A 15,121-nucleotide genomic window follows, 5' to 3' on the forward strand; every position below is an offset into this window, starting at 1 on the left:
CATGGATCTCAAGCTGCTGGACATCCTCGCCTGCCCCCTGACCAAGAGCCCGCTGATCTTGAGCGACGACAAGACCGAGCTCATCAGCAAGGCCGCCGGCCTGGCCTTCCCGATTCGCGACGGCATCCCGGTGATGCTGGAAAGCGAGGCGCGCATCATCACCACGGACGAGCGTCTGGATAAATGAGCGCCGCCTTCACCGTCGTCATTCCGGCGCGAATGGCCAGCACCCGGCTGCCCAACAAGCCGCTGCTCGACATCGCCGGCAAGCCGATGATCCAGCACGTCTGGGAGCAGGCCCGCCGCAGCGGCGCCGAGCAGGTGGTGGTGGCGACCGACCACGACGACATCCTGCGTGCCTGCGAAGGCTTTGGCGCCCGGGTCCTGCTGACCCGCGCCGACCATGCCTCGGGCACCGATCGCCTGGCCGAGGTGGCCGAGCTGCTCGGCCTGGCCAGCGACGCCCTGGTGGTCAACGTCCAGGGCGACGAGCCGCTGATTCCGCCGGCGGTGATCGACCAGGTGGCGGCCAACCTCGCCGCCCATCCCGAAGCCGGGGTAGCCACCCTGGCTGAGCCGATCAGTGACGTCGATAGCCTGTTCAATCCCAATGTGGTCAAGGTGAGCACCGACGTGAACGGCCTGGCGCTGACCTTCAGCCGGGCACCGCTGCCCTGGGCGCGCAACGCCTTCGCCAGCGATCGCGCGCAGCTGCCCCAGGGCTTTCCCTATCGTCGCCACATCGGCATCTACGCCTACCGCGCCGGCTTCCTTGCCGATTTCGTCAGCTGGGGCCCCTGCGCCCTGGAAGAGACCGAAGCCCTGGAGCAATTGCGCGCTCTCTGGCACGGCGTGCGCATCCATGTCGCCGATGCCCTGGAAGCGCCCCAGGCCGGCGTGGATACCCTGGAAGATCTCGAACGCGTCCGTCGCCTGCTGGGAGCCTAGATGACCCTGCGCATCCTGTTCGTCTGCATGGGCAACATCTGCCGCTCGCCCACCGCCGAAGGCATCCTCAGGGCCAAGCTGGACGCCGCCGGCCTTGCCGAGGCGGTGGAGCTGGACTCGGCCGGCACCGGCGACTGGCATGTCGGCAAGGCACCGGATTCCCGGGCCATCCAGGCCGCGGCCGGTCGCGGCTATGACATCGCCAACCTGCGCGCGCGCCAGGTCGCTGAGGACGATTTCCAGCGCTTCGACCTGATCCTGGCCATGGACCAGGACAACCTCGCCTGGCTGGAACAGTTGCGTCCGGACGAGGGCGCCGTGCCCGAACTCTTCCTGGCGCGCCAGGGCCTGGCGGTGGACGAGGTGCCCGATCCCTATTACGGCGGCGCAGCTGGCTTCGAGCGGGTCCTCGACCTGCTGGAAAGCGCCTGCGATGGCCTGGTCGCCGAGGTGGCTGCCCGTCATGGTCGCTGAGCTGCAACAGCTGGTTCCGCTGCAGGGCCTCAATACCTTCGGTCTGGTGGCAGAAGCCGATCGCTATCTGGAAGCCGCCAGTGACGCCGAGGTCCGCGCGGCCCTGGCGCTGGCCCGGCAGCTGGGCGTACCCCTGCGGGTGCTGGGCGGTGGCAGCAATCTGGTCCTGCCCGAACGGGTCGAGGGCCTGGTGCTGCGGCTGACCTCGCGCGGTATCCGTCTGCTGGCGGAGGAGGGCGATGCCCTGCTGGTGGAAGCCGAAGCCGGCGAGCCCTGGCACCCCTTCGTCATGGCCACCCTGGCCAACGGCTGGTACGGCCTGGAAAATCTCAGCCTGATCCCGGGCACCGTGGGCGCCTCGCCGATCCAGAACATCGGCGCCTATGGCGTCGAATTGAAGGACAGATGTGCGGGCGTCACGGCGCTCGATCGCCACAGCGGCGAACTCCATGACCTCAGTCCGGCCGATTGCGCCTTCGCCTACCGCGAGAGTCGCTTCAAGGCCGAGGCCGGACGCTGGATCGTGCTGCGGGTGCGCTTCCATCTCAGTCGGCGCCCGCAGCTAGTGCTGGACTACGGTCCGGTGCGCCAGGCCCTGACCGAGGCGGGCGTCACGCAGCCGACCCCCGAGGCCGTCAGCGCGGCCATCTGCAGCATCCGCCAGAGCAAACTGCCCGACCCGGCGGTGCTGGGCAATGCCGGCAGCTTCTTCAAGAATCCGGTGGTGACCGCTGCCGAAGCCGCCGCGCTGCAGGGCCGCTATCCAGGTCTGCCGACCTATCCGCAGGCCGATGGCAGCGTCAAGCTGGCCGCCGGCTGGCTGATCGACCAGGCCGGCTGGCGCGGTCATCGCGATGGCGCCGTGGGGGTGCATGCCGCCCAGGCGCTGGTGCTGGTCAACTTCGGCGGCGCCCGCAGTCGCGACGTCCTGGCCCTGGCCGAGCGCATCCGCGCCTCGGTGCGCGAGCGCTTCGGCGTGACGCTGGAGATGGAGCCGGGAAGCCTGACGTGACCGACGACGCCCCCGATGCCCAACGCCGCCGCCTGCTGATCGCCACCACCTCCGCCGTCGGCGGCCTGGGACTGGTGGCGGGTAGCGTGCCCTTCGTCTGCGCCCTGCGGCCCAGTCGTTCGGCGGAGGTGGCGGCGGCGCCGGTCGAGGTGGATCTCAAAACCCTGCGCGAAGGCGAGCAACTCACGGTGCAGTGGCGCGGCCAGCCGGTTTGCGTGCTGCGCCGCAGCGCGGCGGACCAGGCCCGGCTGTTGGCCGACCAGGCCGGCCTCGCCGACCCGGATTCCCGGGAATCCAGCCAGCCACCCTATGTCGATCCACGGCTGAGATCGCGGCGGCCGGACATCTTCGTGGTCACCGCTATCTGCACCCACCTGGGCTGTATTCCCTCCCTGGACACCGCAACGACGAACCAAGGCTATCTCTGTCCCTGCCATGGCTCCCATTTCGATCTCGCTGGGCGGGTCTATCGCGACCAGCCGGCACCCCTGAATCTGGCCGTGCCTCCCTATCACTTCAAAGGCGAGAGCCTGCTGGTGATCGGCAGCGACGGGGAGGGCGTGGCATGAGGGACAGGGAGCCCGGCTGGCTGGAGCGACGGCTGCCGATCGGCGCCTTCTGGCGCCGACACCTCAGCGACTACCGGGTGCCGCGCAACCTCAACGTCTTCTATCTGTTCGGCTCGCTATTGCTCTTCATCCTGGCGCTGCAGGTGCTGACCGGACTCTGGCTACTGTTCGGCTATGAACCCACCGTGAAGGGTGCCTTCGCCTCGGTCCAGCTGTTCATGCGCGAGGTGCCCTTCGGCTGGCTGATCCGCTATCTGCATGCGGTGGGCGCCTCGGCGCTGTTCGTCTGCCTCTATCTGCACATGCTGCGCGGCCTGCTGTACGGCTCCTACCGCGCCCCGCGCGAGCTGGTCTGGAGCTTCGGCGTGCTGCTCTATGTGCTGCTGCTGGCCCAGGCCTTCTTCGGCTATCTGCTGCCCTGGGGACAACTTTCCTACTGGGGCGCCCAGGTGTCCCTCAGTGCCGTCGAGGCCGTGCCCCTGATCGGCCCGACACTGGCCGACCTGCTGCGCGGCGGGATAGTGCTGTCCGATGCCAGCCTGCGCCGCTTCCAGGCCCTGCATGTGGTCGGGCTGCCACTGCTGATCCTTGCACTGGTGAGCCTGCACGTCGTCGCCCTGCGCCAGACCGGCTCGAACAATCCCGAGGGTGACGAGCGCGATGTCAGCGGTGCCGCCGGGGTGCCTTTCCATCCCTATCTGACGCTCAAGGACCTCTGCGGCCTGGCGGTCTTCCTGCTGGTCTTTCTCGCCGTGGTGCTGCTGGCGCCTGACCTGGGCGGACTGGTGCTGGAACCGGCCAACCAGCAACCGGCCGATCCGCTGGTGACTCCCGCACATATCGCGCCGCCCTGGTACCTGGCACCCTTCTATGCGCTGCTGCGCGCGGTGCCGAGCAAGGCCGGCGGTCTCGGCCTGGCGGCCCTGGCCATCGCCCTGCTGTTCGTGCTGCCCTGGCTGGATCGCAGTCCGGTCCGCTCGGTCCGCCACAAGGCCTGGCCGGCGCGACTGGGGCTGTACCTGGCCTGCCTGGCCTTTGTCGCCCTGGGCGTGCTGGGCGTAGTCGCCCTGACCGATGGGCGCCTGCTGCTGGCGCGTCTGGCGGCGGGTGTCTATTTCATCGGCCTGCTGGGCATGCCCTGGTACAGCAGGCTGGGTCGTCCGCGTACGCCAGCGGAGTCCCGGTCATGAATCGCGTTCTGCTGCTGGTCCTGCTGCTGTGCAGTGGTCTGGCCATGGGCACCGAAGGTGATCCCCGGGCCGGTGCCATCAGCTTCGGCCGCTATTGCCTGGCCTGCCATGGCCAGGAGTACCAGCGCTTCGACCGGGTCGCCGCCGATCTTCACCTCGACCTCGCCAGCTGGGCGCCCGGACGCACCCCCAGCGCGCCCATGCTCGGCCTGCTCAAGCCCGAGGATGCCCGGCGTGCCTTTGGCAGCGTGCCGCCGGATCTCACCCTGATCGCCGCGGTACGCGGCGAGGCCTGGCTGCGCGCCTTCCTGCAGGAATTCTACGTGGCGCCCGGGCGGCCACTCGGGGTCGACAACCTCAGGGCACCCGGCACGCGCATGCCCGATGTCCTGGCCGCCCTGCGCGGCCGCCAGGTGCGCGACTGCAGCGCGGGGCGTTGCGTGCTGCGCCTGGAACCCGGCAGCGGCGCCCAAACGCCCGAGCAGTTCGCGCGTACCGTCGACGATCTGGTCGCCTACCTCGGTTATTCCGCCGCGCCCGAGCGCAGCCTGGCCTGGCGCCTCGCGCCCTGGGTGCTGGGCTATCTGCTGCTGTTCGCCGTCCTGGCCTTCTGGCTCAAGCGCGAATTCTGGCGGCGATTGCCCGACAGTGAGCGATGAGACTAGGTGGCGGGCGGCAAGGTGCGAGATAATCCCTCCTTTGCAGCTTCGCCCCCAACCGGGGAGGGACCCATGGGCGCCATAACCCGCCTGACCTGTTTCCATGATCCCGAGGATCACTACAGCCACCGGATCCGTCTGATCCTGGCGGAAAAGAACGTCGAGTGCGAGCTGATCGCCGTGCGCCGGGGCGAGTGTCCGCGGCAGCTGGCCGAGCACAATCCCTATGGCACCGTGCCGACGCTGATGGATCGCGACCTGGTGCTCTATGGCACTGAGGTGCTCATGGAGTACCTCGAGGAACGCTATCCGCATCCGCCGCTGCTGCCGGCCTATCCGGTCACCCGCGGCCAGTCGCGACTGCTGATGCACCGCATCGGCCGTGACTGGTGCAGCCTGGTGGACGCCATCCTGCAGGCCGCGCCGGGCGCCGACCTCGCCACCGCACGCAAGGAATTGCGGGAGAGCCTGACCGGCGTGGCGCCGATCTTCGCGGAAAAACCCTTTTTCCTGAGCGACGACTTTTCCCTGGTGGACTGTTGCCTGCTCCCCCTCCTGTGGCGCCTGCCGCGCCTGGGCGTCGAATTGCCCCGGGCCGCCAAGCCGCTGCAGGACTACATGGATCGCATGTTCGCGCGCGACAGTTTCCGATCCAGTCTTTCGGTCACCGAGCGTGAGATGCGCTAGAGGAGAACCCCATGAATTCCAGTCGCCCCTACCTGGTCCGCGCGCTCTACGAGTGGATCGTGGACAACGACTGCACGCCCCATCTGCTGGTCAATGCCGACTACGCCGAGGTGCGCGTGCCGCCGGGCTATGCCAACGACGGCCAGATCGTGCTGAACGCCTCGCCCAGTGCCGTGCGCGACCTGCACATGGACAACGAGGCGGTGAGCTTCAATGGCCGCTTCGGCGGCGTGGCCTACAACCTCTACGTCCCGATCGGCGCCATCCTGGCCATCTACGCCCGGGAGAACGGCCAGGGTATGGTCTTCGACAGCGAGCCCAGCCCGCCGGATGACCAGGGTCCGGACACTGGCGGCAGCAAGCCCGAGGCGCCCAAGCCGGCACCGGCGCGGCCGAGTCTGAAAGTGGTCAAGTGATCCCCGCCGGCCTGCTGCGAAGTCTCTTTGCGGCAGGCAAGAAAAAGCCCCTGTCGGCATGGCCGGCAGGGGCTTTTTCGTAAGCCAGGCGGACTCAGCGCTTGAGCGAGGCCGGCAGGTGCGGCTGGATCTGGGTCAGCAGGCCGCGGAAGCACTTGGGGTTGCCGGCGACGATGTGGCCCTTCTCGAGGAAGTCGTGGCCGCCGTTGAAGTCACCGATCAGGCCACCGGCTTCCTGCACCAGCAGGGCGCCTGCGGCCATGTCCCACTCCGACAGACCCATTTCCCAGAAGGCGTCGAAACGACCGGCGGCGACATAGGCCAGGTCCAGGGCGGCGGAGCCGGCGCGGCGGATGCCGGCGGTCTGACCGATCAGGCTGCGGAACATGCCCAGGTAGTTGTCCAGGTGATCGACGTCATTGGCACGGAAGGGGAAGCCGGTACCCAGCAGGGCACCTTCCAGGCTGCGCCGGTTGGTGACGCGGATGCGGCGACCGTTCAGGGCGGCACCGCGGCCACGGCTGGCGGTGAATTCTTCCTGACGCACCGGATCCAGGACCACGGCGTGCTCCAGGCGGCCCTTGTACTTGCAGGCGATGCTCACCGAGAAGTGCGGGACGCCACGGAGGAAGTTGGTGGTGCCGTCCAGCGGGTCGACGATCCAGACGTAGTCGGCGCCTTCGCCTTCGCCCGCCAGGTAGCCGGATTCCTCACCGTAGAAACCATGGGTGGGGTAGGCCTTGCGCAGGGTGGCGAGGATGGTCTGCTCGGCGGCCCGGTCGACTTCGGAGACGAAGTCGTTGGCGCCTTTTTCGTCGACGGCGATCACGTCCAGGCGCTCAATCGAACGGAAAATCAGTTCACCGGCGCTGCGGGCCGCGCGCAGTGCGATGTTCAGCATGGGCTGCATGGATAAATCACCTGGGTTGTATAAGGAAAGCCGGCAATGATAGCAGACTTCGCGGCGCTGGAAGGGGTATTCGTGGCAAGCGGGCGCGTGTGGGCGTAGTATACGGCGCCGATTTCCCGCGTCCGCTCGAGGATAGCCACGTGCTGAACAACATCCGCGTCGTTCTGGTCAATACCAGCCATCCCGGCAACATCGGCGGTGCCGCCCGGGCAATGAAGAACATGGGGCTGTCGCGCCTCTATCTGGTCGATCCCGAGGACTTTCCCAGCGGCGAGGCCAATGCCCGCGCCTCCGGGGCCAACGACGTGCTCGACGCCGCCATCGTCGTCGACACCCTGGAAGAGGCCCTGACCGGCTGCAGTCTGGTGCTGGGCACCAGCGCCCGCGATCGCCGCATCCCCTGGCCGCTGCTGGATCCGCGCGAATGCGCCACCACCTCCCTGGCCCAGGTGGAGCAGGGTGGCGAGGTAGCCCTGGTGTTCGGTCGCGAATACGCCGGCCTCACCAACGAGGAGCTGCAGCGCTGCCACTACCATGTGCACATCCCCTCGGACCCGGCCTTCGGCTCGCTCAACCTCGCCGCAGCGGTCCAGGTGCTGGTGTACGAGGTGCGCATGGCCTGGCTCGCGGCGCAGAACCAGCCGACCAAGATGAACAAGGTCGAGGCCACCGCCATGCTCAACACTCAGCCGGTGACGGTGGAGGAGCTGGAGCTCTATTACGAGCACCTGGAGCAGACCCTGGTGGAGATCGGCTTCCTCGATCCTGCCAAGCCGCGTCACCTGATGAGTCGCCTCCGCCGCCTCTATGGCCGGGCCGGCATCAGCAAGCTGGAAATGAACATCCTGCGCGGCATCCTCACCGAAACCCAGAAGGCCGCCCGGGGCGAATCCCATCCGCGGACTATCCCCCCGATAGATAATGCCTGAGTGATTTGGTCGGTTTTAAAGTTGACCTTTTTTGTCGGGAATCCGATAATCGGGGTCATCCGATGCAACCCGCTCGAGTTCGTCATGAGACTGACCACCAAAGGCCGCTATGCCGTAACCGCCATGCTCGACCTGGCGCTGCATGCCCAGCGGGGCCCGGTGTCGCTGGCCGACATTTCCGAGCGGCAGGGCATTTCGCTGTCCTATCTGGAGCAGCTGTTTGCCCGGCTGCGCCGCGGCTCGCTGGTCAACAGCGTGCGCGGTCCCGGCGGCGGCTACCAGCTGGCGCGCGACATGGGCGGTATCCATGTCGCCCAGGTGATCGATGCCGTCAACGAATCCGTGGATGCCACCCGCTGCCAGGGCAGTGGGGGTTGTCACCAGGGTGATACCTGCCTGACCCACCACCTCTGGTGCGACCTGAGCGATCAGATCCACACCTTCCTCAGTGGCATCACCCTGGCCGACCTGGTCGCCCGCAACGAGATCCAGCAGGTTGCCAAGCGTCAGGACACCAAGGTCTGTGCCAGCAAGCAATCGCCTTTAGCGGTCGAAAAAATCGAAGCGTCCACCATCGACTGAGCAGAGACGCCCGTCTGATTAGGAGTAACCGATGAAATTGCCGATCTACCTAGACTATTCCGCCACCACACCCGTCGATCCGCGCGTCGCTCAGAAGATGAGCGAGTGCCTGCTGGTGGACGGCAACTTTGGCAACCCCGCATCGCGCTCCCACCTGTTCGGCTGGAAGGCCGAGGAAGCCGTGGAAAACGCCCGTCGTCAGGTGGCCGAACTGGTCAACGCCGACCCGCGCGAGATCGTCTGGACCTCCGGTGCCACCGAGTCCGACAACCTGGCCATCAAGGGCGCCGCGCACTTCTACCAGAACAAGGGCAAGCACCTGATCACCTCCAAGATCGAGCACAAGGCGGTGCTGGACACCACCCGCCAGCTCGAACGCGAAGGCTTCGAGGTCACCTATCTCGAGCCGGGCGAAGACGGCCTGATCACCCCCGAGATGGTCGCGGCGGCCCTGCGTGACGACACGACCCTGGTGTCCATCATGCACGTCAACAACGAGATCGGTACCGTCAACGACATCGCCGCCATCGGCGAGCTGACCCGTTCCCGTGGCGTGCTCTTCCACGTCGATGCCGCCCAGTCCACCGGCAAGGTCGAGATCGATCTGGAAAAGCTCAAGGTCGACATGATGTCCTTCTCGGCGCACAAGACCTACGGTCCCAAGGGCATCGGCGCTCTCTACGTCCGCCGCAAGCCGCGCGTGCGTATCGAGGCCCAGACCCATGGTGGCGGTCATGAGCGTGGCATGCGTTCGGGTACCCTGGCGACCCACCAGATCGTCGGCATGGGCGAAGCCTTCCGCATCGCCAAGGAAGAGATGGTCCAGGAAAATGCCCGCATCAAGGCCCTGAGCGATCGCTTCTACCGGCAGTTCGAAGGCCTGGAAGAGGTCTACCTGAACGGCAGCCTGATCCACCGTGTGCCGCACAACCTGAACCTGAGCTTCAACTACGTCGAAGGCGAGTCGCTGATCATGGCGCTCAAGGACCTGGCGGTCTCGTCCGGTTCGGCCTGTACCTCGGCCTCCCTGGAGCCGTCCTACGTCCTGCGCGCCCTGGGCCGCAACGACGAGCTGGCGCACAGCTCCATCCGCTTCACCTTCGGTCGCTTCACCACCGAAGAAGACGTCGACTATGCCGCGAGCAAGGTCACCGAAGCCGTCAACAAGTTGCGTGAATTGTCTCCGCTGTGGGACATGTTCAAAGAAGGCGTAGACCTGAGTCAGGTCGAGTGGCAAGCCCACTGACCCACCCCCTGATGAGTGAGGATTGAACCATGGCATACAGTGAAAAGGTCATCGACCACTACGAAAATCCGCGCAACGTCGGCAAGTTCGACGCGGCTGATCCGGATGTCGGCACCGGCATGGTCGGCGCTCCCGCGTGCGGCGACGTGATGCGCCTGCAGATCAAGGTCAACGAGCAGGGCATCATCGAAGATGCCAAGTTCAAGACCTACGGCTGCGGCTCCGCCATCGCCTCCAGCTCCCTGGCCACCGAGTGGATGAAGGGCAAGAGCATCGAGGAAGCGGCGTCGATCAAGAACAGCATGATCGCCGAAGAACTGGCCCTGCCGCCGGTGAAGATCCACTGCTCGGTACTCGCCGAAGACGCCATCAAGGCGGCGGTCAGCGACTACAAGCAGAAGAAAGGCCTGCTCTGAGGAGGAACCATGGCGATCAGCATGACCGAGTCCGCCGCCCGCCACGTGCAGCGTTCCCTCGACGGACGCGGCAAGGGTGAAGGCATCCGCCTGGGCGTTCGTACCACGGGCTGCTCGGGACTGGCCTACGTACTCGAGTTCGTCGATGAATTCGCGGCCGAGGACCAGGTGTTCGAAAGCCATGGCGTCAAGGTCATCATCGACCCCAAGAGCCTGGTCTACCTGGACGGCACCGAGCTGGATTTCGTGCGTGAAGGCCTCAACGAGGGCTTCAAGTTCAACAATCCCAACGTGCGTGGCGAGTGTGGCTGCGGCGAAAGCTTCAACATCTGAGGCCCGCCATGGGTAAGCCCTGTCACTTCGCCCTGTTCGAGATCAAGCCCGCCTTCGAGATCGATCAGGCGGGTCTGGCCTCGCGCTATCGCGATCTGGCCCGCACGGTCCATCCGGATCGCTTCGCCGATGCGCCGGAGCGCGAAAGACGCCAGGCGCTGGAGCGGTCGGCCGAGCTCAACGAGGCCTATCACGTGCTGCGCGCTCCGTCGCGCCGCGCGCGCTATCTGCTGGAGCTCGAAGGGCACGAGATGCCGCTCGAGGCGACCATCCAGGACACCGACTTCCTCATGCAGCAATTGCAGTGGCGCGAGGAGTTGGAAGACCTGCAGGACGCCGGCGACAGCGCGGGCATTCCCGCCTTCCGCCAGCGCCTCAAGGATGCGCAGCGTGACATCGAGCAGGCCTTCGCCGCGATCTGGCAGGATCCCGCCCAACGCGAGTCTGCCGAGCGCCTGGTCCGTCGCATGCAGTTTCTCGACAAGCTGGCCAGCGAGATCCGCCAGCTCGAAGAGCGTCTGGACGATTAATCACAGGTGTCGCTCCGGCACCGACAACCATAAGCCGACTAGCCAATGGCTCTATTGCAGATAGCCGAACCCGGAATGGCGCCCAAGCCGCACCAGCGCAAGCTGGCGGTGGGCATCGATCTGGGCACCACCAATTCCCTCGTGGCCGCCGTCCGCAGTGGCGTGGCCGAGACCCTGCCCGATATGCAGGGCGAGGTGATCCTGCCGTCCGCCGTGCGCTACGCCGCCGCTGGCGTGGAGGTGGGGGCGGGCGCCAAGGCCGCTGCCGCCCAGGACCCCTTCAATACCATTCTTTCCGTCAAGCGCCTCATGGGGCGTGGCATCGCCGACGTCAAGCAGCTGGGCGAGCAGTTGCCTTATCGCTTCGTCGCCGGTGAATCGGAAATGCCCTTCATCGATACCGCTGCCGGGCGCAAAAGTCCGGTAGAGGTCTCCGCCGACATCCTGCGGGTGCTGCGCGAGCGCGCCGAAGCCACCTTGGGTGGCGAGCTGGTCGGCGCCGTCATCACCGTGCCGGCCTACTTCGACGATGCCCAGCGCCAGGCGACCAAGGACGCGGCCCGCTTCGCCGGCCTGAATGTCCTGCGCCTGCTCAACGAACCCACCGCGGCGGCCGTGGCCTATGGGCTGGACCGGGGCGAGGAGGGCGTGGTCGCCATCTACGACCTGGGGGGCGGCACCTTCGACATCTCCATCCTGCGCCTGACTCGCGGCGTCTTCGAAGTCATGGCCACCGGTGGCGACAGTGCCCTGGGCGGTGACGACTTCGATCACGCCATCGCCGGCTGGATCGTCCAGCAGGCCGGGTTGTCCAGCGATCTGGATCCGGGCACCCAGCGCCGCCTGCTGCAGAGCGCCTGCGCCGCCAAGGAAGCCCTGTCGGCCGCCGAGCGCGTCGAGGTGAGTCACGGCGACTGGTCGGGCGTGCTGGACCGCAGCACCTTCCAGGACCTCATCGCACCCCTGGTCGCGCGCAGCCTCAAGGCCTGTCGCCGTGCCCTGCGCGATGCGGACGTGGAGCCAGCGGATATCCGCGCCGTGGTCATGGTCGGCGGTTCCACCCGCGTGCCCTATGTCCGTGAAGCCGTGGGCGAGCTGTTCGACTGCACCCCGCTCACCGACATCGATCCGGATCGCGTGGTCGCCATCGGCGCCGCCCTGCAGGCCGATTCCCTGGCCGGCAACCGCGCGGGCGAAGAATTGCTGCTGCTGGACGTCATCCCGCTGTCCCTGGGACTCGAGACCATGGGCGGCCTGATGGAAAAGATCATTCCGCGCAACACCACCATTCCGGTGGCGCGGGGTCAGGACTTCACCACCTATCGCGACGGCCAGACCGCCATGCTGGTGCATGTGCTGCAGGGCGAGCGCGAACTGGTCAAGGACGCCCGTTCCCTGGCGCGCTTCGAGCTGCGTGGCTTTCCGCCCATGGTCGCCGGGGCCGCCAAGATCCGCGTCACCTTCCAGGTCGATGCCGACGGCCTGCTCGGCGTTAGCGCCCGCGAGCTGTCCAGCGGCGTGGAAGCCAGCGTCCAGGTCAAGCCGTCCTATGGCCTGACCGATGGCGAGATCGCCAACATGCTGCAGGACTCCTTCCGCCATGCCGGAGACGACATGCAGGCCCGCGCGCTGCGCGAGCAGCAGGTCGAGGCCCGGCGGCTGATCGAGGCGGTCACCGCCGCGCTGGCCGCCGATGGCGAGCGCCTGCTGGACGCCGAGGAGCGTCAGGTGATCGAGCTGGAAATCGGCCGGCTGGCCGAGTTGCTGGACGCCACCGACGTCCAGGCGCTCGAAGACCAGACTAAGCGTCTTTCTCACGTGACCGATGCCTTCGCCGCCCGGCGGATGAACGCCTCGGTCAAGGCGGCCCTGGCGGGTCGCCGTCTCAACGATATCGAGGAGTAGTTCCATCATGCCGCAGATCACCCTGCTGCCCCACGCCGAGCACTGCCCCGAGGGCGCGGTCTTCGAAGCCAGCGAAGGCGAAACCATCATCGCCGCGGCCCTGCGCAACGGTATCGACATCGAGCACGCCTGCGAGATGTCCTGTGCCTGCACCACCTGCCACGTGGTCATCCAGGAAGGCTTCGACTCCCTCGAGCCTTCCGATGAACTCGAGGACGACATGCTGGACAAGGCCTGGGGCCTGGAGATGCGTTCGCGCCTGTCCTGCCAGGCGGTAGTTGGCAGCGAAGACCTGGTGGTGGAGATTCCGCGCTACACCATCAACCAGGTTTCCGAAGGTCACTGAGGACAGCTGTCATGGCACTGAAATGGACCGATGTGCTGGATATCGCCATCGAACTCAACGACGCCCATCCCGACGTGGATCCGCGCTACGTGAATTTCCTCAAGCTGCGCAACTGGGTCGTGGAGCTGCCGGAATTCGACGACGATCCCCAGCGGGGTGGCGAGAAGGTGCTGGAGGCCATCCAGGCCGCCTGGATCGAAGAGTCCGCCTGACGCATCGCCCGTACCGCGCTACGCTTTTCACCGGGACCCGCGTATAATCCGCGGGTTTCGTTTTTGCTCTATTCCCACATTCGGAGTTCACATGTCTGTTCAACGTACCCTGTCGATCATCAAGCCCGATGCCGTATCCAAGAATGTCGTCGGTGAGATCGTCACCCGCTTCGAGAAGGCTGGCCTGCGCGTCGTCGCTGCCAAGATGGTCCAGCTGTCCGAGCGCGAAGCCGGTGGCTTCTACGCCGAACACAAAGAGCGTCCCTTCTTCAAGGACCTGGTCTCCTTCATGACCTCCGGTCCGGTCGTGGTCCAGGTGCTGGAAGGCGACAACGCCATCGCCAAGAACCGTGAGCTGATGGGCGCCACCGATCCCAAGAAGGCCGACGCCGGTACCATCCGTGCCGACTTCGCCGTCTCCATCGACGAGAACGCCGTCCACGGTTCGGACTCCGAAGCGTCCGCCGCTCGCGAGATCTCCTACTTCTTCGCAGCCACCGAAGTCTGCGAGCGCATCCGCTAAGGATGAGCGCTGGCCAGGGAAGCGGCCAGCCCGCCTTCCTGGCACCGCCCGCGCCCTGCGCGGGCTTCAAACAGATTTCGTCGAGGTGATCCCATGACCACAGCCACCGATAAGGTCAATCTGCTGGGCCTGACCCAGCCGCAACTCGAGTCGTTCTTCGAGTCCATCGGGGAGAAGCGCTTTCGCGCCGGCCAGGTCATGAAGTGGATCCATCACTTCGGCATCGATGATTTCGACGCCATGAGCAACCTGGGCAAGGCGCTCAAGGAAAAGCTCAAGGCCGCCGCGGAGATCCGTGGCCCCGAGATCGTCAGCGAGGACATCTCCCGCGACGGCACCCGCAAGTGGGTGATCCGTGTCGCCTCCGGCAGCTGCGTCGAGACCGTCTACATTCCGCAGAACGGCCGCGGCACCCTGTGCGTGTCGTCCCAGGCCGGTTGCGCGCTGGACTGCAGCTTCTGCTCCACCGGCAAGCAGGGCTTCAACAGCAACCTCACCGCCGCCGAGGTGATCGGCCAGGTGTGGATCGCCAACAAGTCCTTTGGCAGCGTGCCCGCCAAGATCGACCGTGCCATCACCAACGTGGTGATGATGGGCATGGGCGAGCCCCTGCTGAACTTCGACAACGTCGTTGCCGCCATGCGCATCATGATGGACGACCTCGGCTACGGCATCTCCAAGCGCAAGGTGACCCTGTCCACCTCGGGCGTGGTGCCGATGATCGAAGAGCTGGCCAAGCAGATCGACGTCTCCCTGGCGCTGTCGCTGCACGCGCCCAACGACGAGCTGCGCAACGAGCTGGTGCCGATCAACCGCAAGTATCCCCTGGCCATGCTGCTCGACGCCTGCCAGAGATACATCGGCCAACTTGGCGAGAAACGCGTCCTGACCATCGAGTACACCCTGCTCAAGGACGTCAACGATCTGCCCGAGCACGCCCTGCAGATGATCGAGCTGCTGCGCAACGTGCCCTGCAAGATCAACCTGATTCCCTTCAATCCCTTCCCGCACTCCGGGTACGAGCGGCCGAGCAAGAACGCCACCCGCCGTTTCCAGGAGCTGCTGCAGCAGGCCGGTTTCAACGTCACGGTGCGCACCACCCGCGGTGACGACATCGACGCCGCCTGCGGCCAGCTGGTGGGCCAGGTCATGGACCGCACCCGCCGCAGCCAGCGCTATATCGCCGTTCGCCAGCTCGACGGTGCCGAAACCGTAACGCCGCTCCAGGGCTGAG

At 66.3% G+C, this 15,121-nt stretch carries 21 protein-coding genes; 20 read left to right on the forward strand and 1 reads right to left on the reverse strand.

Annotated features, from left to right (window positions below; all coding sequences use genetic code 11):
- Position 1 precedes the first annotated feature (1 nt).
- The 9 genes from QKY98_RS15725 to QKY98_RS15765 all read left to right on the forward strand — a co-directional run bounded on the left by QKY98_RS15725 (position 2) and on the right by QKY98_RS15765 (position 5,955).
- Positions 2-187: a Trm112 family protein gene (locus QKY98_RS15725; protein WP_007162406.1), complete on the forward strand. Its 186-nt coding sequence runs from the start codon at positions 2-4 to the stop codon at positions 185-187.
- The gene (gene kdsB, locus QKY98_RS15730) at positions 184-948 is read left to right on the forward strand and encodes a 3-deoxy-manno-octulosonate cytidylyltransferase (protein WP_284671216.1); all 765 of its coding nucleotides are present in this window, start codon (positions 184-186) and stop codon (positions 946-948) included. Before QKY98_RS15725 ends, kdsB begins: the two co-directional genes overlap by 4 nt.
- Positions 949-954: 6 nt before the next feature.
- Positions 955-1,422 (forward strand): low molecular weight protein-tyrosine-phosphatase, encoded by a 468-nt coding sequence (locus QKY98_RS15735; protein ID WP_284671333.1) that lies wholly within the window; start codon positions 955-957, stop codon positions 1,420-1,422.
- Positions 1,412-2,434 carry a UDP-N-acetylmuramate dehydrogenase gene (gene murB / locus QKY98_RS15740; protein ID WP_042138173.1) on the forward strand — a complete coding sequence of 341 codons (1,023 nt, stop codon included), beginning with the start codon at positions 1,412-1,414 and terminating at the stop codon, positions 2,432-2,434. The genes QKY98_RS15735 and murB overlap by 11 nt, the downstream gene beginning before the upstream one ends.
- Positions 2,431-3,003, forward strand: a complete 573-nt coding sequence (gene petA / locus QKY98_RS15745) for a ubiquinol-cytochrome c reductase iron-sulfur subunit (protein ID WP_145248565.1) — start codon at positions 2,431-2,433, stop codon at positions 3,001-3,003. The genes murB and petA overlap by 4 nt, the downstream gene beginning before the upstream one ends.
- Positions 3,000-4,193, forward strand: a complete 1,194-nt coding sequence (locus QKY98_RS15750) for a cytochrome b (RefSeq protein ID WP_284671217.1) — start codon at positions 3,000-3,002, stop codon at positions 4,191-4,193. The genes petA and QKY98_RS15750 overlap by 4 nt, the downstream gene beginning before the upstream one ends.
- The gene (locus QKY98_RS15755) at positions 4,190-4,852 is read left to right on the forward strand and encodes a cytochrome c1 (RefSeq protein WP_284671218.1); all 663 of its coding nucleotides are present in this window, start codon (positions 4,190-4,192) and stop codon (positions 4,850-4,852) included. The genes QKY98_RS15750 and QKY98_RS15755 overlap by 4 nt, the downstream gene beginning before the upstream one ends.
- A 72-nt stretch (positions 4,853-4,924) precedes the next feature.
- Positions 4,925-5,539, forward strand: a complete 615-nt coding sequence (locus QKY98_RS15760; protein ID WP_027598348.1) for a glutathione S-transferase N-terminal domain-containing protein — start codon at positions 4,925-4,927, stop codon at positions 5,537-5,539.
- An 11-nt stretch (positions 5,540-5,550) separates the two neighbouring features.
- Positions 5,551-5,955 (forward strand): ClpXP protease specificity-enhancing factor, encoded by a 405-nt coding sequence (locus QKY98_RS15765; protein WP_007162414.1) that lies wholly within the window; start codon positions 5,551-5,553, stop codon positions 5,953-5,955.
- Positions 5,956-6,049: 94 nt separating this feature from the next.
- Here QKY98_RS15765 and suhB read toward each other — a convergent pair whose 3' ends face one another.
- Positions 6,050-6,865 carry a type III secretion system regulator SuhB gene (gene suhB / locus QKY98_RS15770; protein WP_027598347.1) on the reverse strand — a complete coding sequence of 272 codons (816 nt, stop codon included), beginning with the start codon at positions 6,863-6,865 and terminating at the stop codon, positions 6,050-6,052.
- Between the two features lie 140 nt (positions 6,866-7,005).
- Between suhB and trmJ the strand changes: the two genes are divergently transcribed.
- The 11 genes from trmJ to rlmN all read left to right on the forward strand — a co-directional run bounded on the left by trmJ (position 7,006) and on the right by rlmN (position 15,120).
- On the forward strand, positions 7,006-7,794 hold the full coding sequence (trmJ, locus tag QKY98_RS15775; RefSeq protein ID WP_027598346.1) for a tRNA (cytosine(32)/uridine(32)-2'-O)-methyltransferase TrmJ: 789 nt from the start codon (positions 7,006-7,008) through the stop codon (positions 7,792-7,794).
- An 84-nt stretch (positions 7,795-7,878) separates the two neighbouring features.
- Positions 7,879-8,376 (forward strand): Fe-S cluster assembly transcriptional regulator IscR, encoded by a 498-nt coding sequence (iscR, locus tag QKY98_RS15780; RefSeq protein WP_027598345.1) that lies wholly within the window; start codon positions 7,879-7,881, stop codon positions 8,374-8,376.
- Between the two features lie 31 nt (positions 8,377-8,407).
- Positions 8,408-9,622, forward strand: a complete 1,215-nt coding sequence (locus QKY98_RS15785) for an IscS subfamily cysteine desulfurase (RefSeq protein WP_144948228.1) — start codon at positions 8,408-8,410, stop codon at positions 9,620-9,622.
- 29 nt (positions 9,623-9,651) lie between these two features.
- Complete coding sequence (gene iscU / locus QKY98_RS15790) at positions 9,652-10,038, forward strand: Fe-S cluster assembly scaffold IscU (protein ID WP_007162419.1); 387 nt, start codon at positions 9,652-9,654, stop codon at positions 10,036-10,038.
- Between the two features lie 9 nt (positions 10,039-10,047).
- Positions 10,048-10,371, forward strand: a complete 324-nt coding sequence (iscA, locus tag QKY98_RS15795; protein ID WP_007162420.1) for an iron-sulfur cluster assembly protein IscA — start codon at positions 10,048-10,050, stop codon at positions 10,369-10,371.
- Between the two features lie 8 nt (positions 10,372-10,379).
- Positions 10,380-10,901, forward strand: a complete 522-nt coding sequence (gene hscB / locus QKY98_RS15800; RefSeq protein ID WP_007162421.1) for a co-chaperone HscB — start codon at positions 10,380-10,382, stop codon at positions 10,899-10,901.
- A gap of 45 nt (positions 10,902-10,946) precedes the next feature.
- On the forward strand, positions 10,947-12,806 hold the full coding sequence (hscA, locus tag QKY98_RS15805) for a Fe-S protein assembly chaperone HscA (RefSeq protein ID WP_284671219.1): 1,860 nt from the start codon (positions 10,947-10,949) through the stop codon (positions 12,804-12,806).
- 7 nt (positions 12,807-12,813) lie between these two features.
- Positions 12,814-13,152, forward strand: a complete 339-nt coding sequence (fdx, locus tag QKY98_RS15810; protein ID WP_007162423.1) for an ISC system 2Fe-2S type ferredoxin — start codon at positions 12,814-12,816, stop codon at positions 13,150-13,152.
- A gap of 11 nt (positions 13,153-13,163) precedes the next feature.
- Positions 13,164-13,364, forward strand: a complete 201-nt coding sequence (iscX, locus tag QKY98_RS15815; RefSeq protein ID WP_007162424.1) for a Fe-S cluster assembly protein IscX — start codon at positions 13,164-13,166, stop codon at positions 13,362-13,364.
- 91 nt (positions 13,365-13,455) lie between these two features.
- Complete coding sequence (gene ndk / locus QKY98_RS15820) at positions 13,456-13,887, forward strand: nucleoside-diphosphate kinase (protein ID WP_007162425.1); 432 nt, start codon at positions 13,456-13,458, stop codon at positions 13,885-13,887.
- A gap of 93 nt (positions 13,888-13,980) precedes the next feature.
- Positions 13,981-15,120 (forward strand): dual-specificity RNA methyltransferase RlmN, encoded by a 1,140-nt coding sequence (gene rlmN, locus QKY98_RS15825; RefSeq protein WP_007162426.1) that lies wholly within the window; start codon positions 13,981-13,983, stop codon positions 15,118-15,120.
- Position 15,121 lies beyond the last annotated feature (1 nt).

The organism is Pseudomonas sp. HR1, from assembly GCF_030175875.1.
Taxonomy (GTDB): domain Bacteria; phylum Pseudomonadota; class Gammaproteobacteria; order Pseudomonadales; family Pseudomonadaceae; genus Chryseomonas; species Chryseomonas oryzihabitans.

Excerpts from the sequence above, each read along its gene's own strand:
- fdx (WP_007162423.1), top strand. The coding sequence starts at position 12,814 with ATGCCGCAGATCACCCTGCTGCCCCACGCCGAGCACTGCCCCGAGGGC.
- murB (WP_042138173.1), top strand. The coding sequence starts at position 1,412 with ATGGTCGCTGAGCTGCAACAGCTGGTTCCGCTGCAGGGCCTCAATACC.
- iscA (WP_007162420.1), top strand. The coding sequence starts at position 10,048 with ATGGCGATCAGCATGACCGAGTCCGCCGCCCGCCACGTGCAGCGTTCC.
- kdsB (WP_284671216.1), top strand. The coding sequence starts at position 184 with ATGAGCGCCGCCTTCACCGTCGTCATTCCGGCGCGAATGGCCAGCACC.
- suhB (WP_027598347.1), bottom strand. The coding sequence starts at position 6,865 with ATGCAGCCCATGCTGAACATCGCACTGCGCGCGGCCCGCAGCGCCGGT.
- QKY98_RS15785 (WP_144948228.1), top strand. The coding sequence starts at position 8,408 with ATGAAATTGCCGATCTACCTAGACTATTCCGCCACCACACCCGTCGAT.
- iscR (WP_027598345.1), top strand. The coding sequence starts at position 7,879 with ATGAGACTGACCACCAAAGGCCGCTATGCCGTAACCGCCATGCTCGAC.
- iscX (WP_007162424.1), top strand. The coding sequence starts at position 13,164 with ATGGCACTGAAATGGACCGATGTGCTGGATATCGCCATCGAACTCAAC.
- hscB (WP_007162421.1), top strand. The coding sequence starts at position 10,380 with ATGGGTAAGCCCTGTCACTTCGCCCTGTTCGAGATCAAGCCCGCCTTC.
- hscA (WP_284671219.1), top strand. The coding sequence starts at position 10,947 with ATGGCTCTATTGCAGATAGCCGAACCCGGAATGGCGCCCAAGCCGCAC.
- QKY98_RS15760 (WP_027598348.1), top strand. The coding sequence starts at position 4,925 with ATGGGCGCCATAACCCGCCTGACCTGTTTCCATGATCCCGAGGATCAC.
- iscU (WP_007162419.1), top strand. The coding sequence starts at position 9,652 with ATGGCATACAGTGAAAAGGTCATCGACCACTACGAAAATCCGCGCAAC.
- QKY98_RS15765 (WP_007162414.1), top strand. The coding sequence starts at position 5,551 with ATGAATTCCAGTCGCCCCTACCTGGTCCGCGCGCTCTACGAGTGGATC.
- ndk (WP_007162425.1), top strand. The coding sequence starts at position 13,456 with ATGTCTGTTCAACGTACCCTGTCGATCATCAAGCCCGATGCCGTATCC.
- rlmN (WP_007162426.1), top strand. The coding sequence starts at position 13,981 with ATGACCACAGCCACCGATAAGGTCAATCTGCTGGGCCTGACCCAGCCG.
- QKY98_RS15725 (WP_007162406.1), top strand. The coding sequence starts at position 2 with ATGGATCTCAAGCTGCTGGACATCCTCGCCTGCCCCCTGACCAAGAGC.
- QKY98_RS15750 (WP_284671217.1), top strand. The coding sequence starts at position 3,000 with ATGAGGGACAGGGAGCCCGGCTGGCTGGAGCGACGGCTGCCGATCGGC.
- QKY98_RS15755 (WP_284671218.1), top strand. The coding sequence starts at position 4,190 with ATGAATCGCGTTCTGCTGCTGGTCCTGCTGCTGTGCAGTGGTCTGGCC.